At 53.5% G+C, this 2,500-nt stretch carries 1 tRNA gene and 2 rRNA genes (1 of these 3 cut by a window edge); all 3 read right to left on the reverse strand.

The features are described 5' to 3' along the window. Position 1 precedes the first annotated feature (1 nt). Positions 2-78: transfer RNA gene (locus J5286_RS30990), tRNA-Met, on the reverse strand. A 288-nt stretch (positions 79-366) separates the two neighbouring features. Then, positions 367-481: ribosomal RNA gene (gene rrf / locus J5286_RS30995) — 5S ribosomal RNA — on the reverse strand. A 237-nt stretch (positions 482-718) separates the two neighbouring features. Further along, positions 719-2,500 (reverse strand): 23S ribosomal RNA (locus tag J5286_RS31000); it runs 1,020 nt beyond the window's last position.

Consider the following 2,500-nt stretch of genomic DNA (forward strand, 5'->3'; position numbering starts at 1 on the left):
TTGGTTGCGGGGGCAGGATTTGAACCTGCGGCCTTCAGGTTATGAGCCTGACGAGCTACCGGGCTGCTCCACCCCGCGCCAGCGTAAATCCCTTTGGGATTTATCGCGCTTGAGTAAACCGCGAAGCGGTTTGCTCTTACATCAGGAGCAAAACCCATAGGGTTTTGTTCCTGTAAGGGACGCACCATTATAGATGAGGTGCGCCGAAGTTTCATTCTGTATATGACCGTTAAAGCAGAAAGGACCGCTTTCGGCGGCCCTTTTGTTTCGGCCTTGGCCGTCATGTGATGAGAAGATTATCTTTAGTTTCACATGCAGCTTTCTGATGTCTTTGACATCAGGCGCATGTGTTGTTGCGTTTAGCAGACCTGGCAGCGACCGACTCTCCCGCGTCTTAAGACGAAGTACCATAGGCGCAGGGGCGTTTCACGGCCGTGTTCGGAATGGGAACGGGTGCAGCCGCCCCGCCATAACCACCAGGTCAGCGAAGCGCAACAATTGAGAAGCTGGCAGGCATTCGCCTGTTTTCTTCCGGACAAACATTACATGTTTGCCGGGTGAACACGTCTTTCTCTTTCCCGTCTGAAGGATGCGTTTGGCACCCATACAGGCCGGTAGGCCGTCGCCAATCGTTTGGCGGGCCGTCCGCAGCGCGTCAGCGCGTCAGGACAAGAGCGATGCATCATCGAACGAAGTTCGGTGAGCATAAGCAATGAGAACAATTAAGCCGATCGAGCTATTAGTAACGGTAAGCTTCACACATTGCTGCGCTTCCACACCCGTCCTATCAACGTGGTCGTCTTCCACGGCTCTGATAGGGAATACTCGTTTTCAGGTTGGTTTCCCGCTTAGATGCCTTCAGCGGTTATCCATTCCATATGTAGCTACCCTGCTATGCCGTTGGCACGACAACAGGTCCACCAGAGATATGTCCATCCCGGTCCTCTCGTACTAGGGACAGATCCTGTCAATATTCCTACACCCACGGCAGATAGGGACCGAACTGTCTCACGACGTTCTGAACCCAGCTCACGTACCGCTTTAATTGGCGAACAGCCAAACCCTTGGGACCTGCTCCAGCCCCAGGATGCGATGAGCCGACATCGAGGTGCCAAACAACCCCGTCGATATGGACTCTTGGGGGTCATCAGCCTGTTATCCCCGGCGTACCTTTTATCCGTTGAGCGATGGCCCTTCCACGCGGGACCACCGGATCACTATGACCGACTTTCGTCTCTGCTCGACTTGTCAGTCTCGCAGTCAGGCGGGCTTATGCCATTGCACTCGACGACCGATTTCCGACCGGTCTGAGCCCACCATCGCGCGCCTCCGTTACTCTTTCGGAGGCGACCGCCCCAGTCAAACTACCCACCATACACTGTCCCGGATCCGGATAACGGACCGCGGTTAGACATCCATGACGATAAGGGTGGTATTTCAAGGATGGCTCCACAGAAACTGGCGTCCCTGCTTCAAAGCCTACCACCTATCCTACACATGCCGACACGAATGCCAGTGTAAAGCTATAGTAAAGGTGCACGGGGTCTTTCCGTCTGACCGCAGGAACCCCGCATCTTCACGGGGAATTCAATTTCACTGAGTCTATGTTGGAGACAGCGGGGAAGTCGTTACGCCATTCGTGCAGGTCGGAACTTACCCGACAAGGAATTTCGCTACCTTAGGACCGTTATAGTTACGGCCGCCGTTTACTGGGGCTTCAGTTCAAAGCTTGCACCTCTCCCTTTAACCTTCCAGCACCGGGCAGGCGTCAGACCCTATACGTCGTCTTGCGACTTCGCAGAGCCCTGTGTTTTTGATAAACAGTCGCTACCCCCTGGTCTGTGCCACCCCATCACACTTGCGTACAATGGGGTCACGCTTCTTCCGAAGTTACGCGTGCAATTTGCCGAGTTCCTTCAACATAGTTCTCTCAAGCGCCTTGGTATACTCTACCTGACCACCTGTGTCGGTTTCGGGTACGGTCTATAATGATGGAGCTATTTCCTGGAACCGCTTCCCTGCACCCACAATCCAATAAGTGAATACAAGTTACGCAATCCGTCACTACCACCAGGCCCACGAATATTAACGTGGTTCCCATCGACTACGCGTTTCCGCCTCGCCTTAGGGGCCGGCTAACCCTGCTCAGATTAACTTTAAGCAGGAACCCTTGGTCTTTCGGCGAGAGGGTCTCTCACCCTCTTTATCGTTACTCATGTCAACATTCGCACTTCCGATACCTCCAGGATGTCTCACGACTGTCCCTTCACAGGCTTACGGAACGCTCCGCTACCACTTGCACATAGTGCAAATCCTCAGCTTCGGTGCATGGCTTCAGCCCCGTTACATTTTCGGCGCAAAGACCCTTATTTAGACCAGTGAGCTGTTACGCTTTCTTTAAATGATGGCTGCTTCTAAGCCAACATCCTGGTTGTTTTGGGATCCTCACATCCTTTCCCACTTAGCCATGACTTGGGGACCTTAGCTGGAGGTTAGGGTT

It is taken from the genome of Rhizobium sp. 16-488-2b, from assembly GCF_017741815.1.
Taxonomy (GTDB): domain Bacteria; phylum Pseudomonadota; class Alphaproteobacteria; order Rhizobiales; family Rhizobiaceae; genus Rhizobium.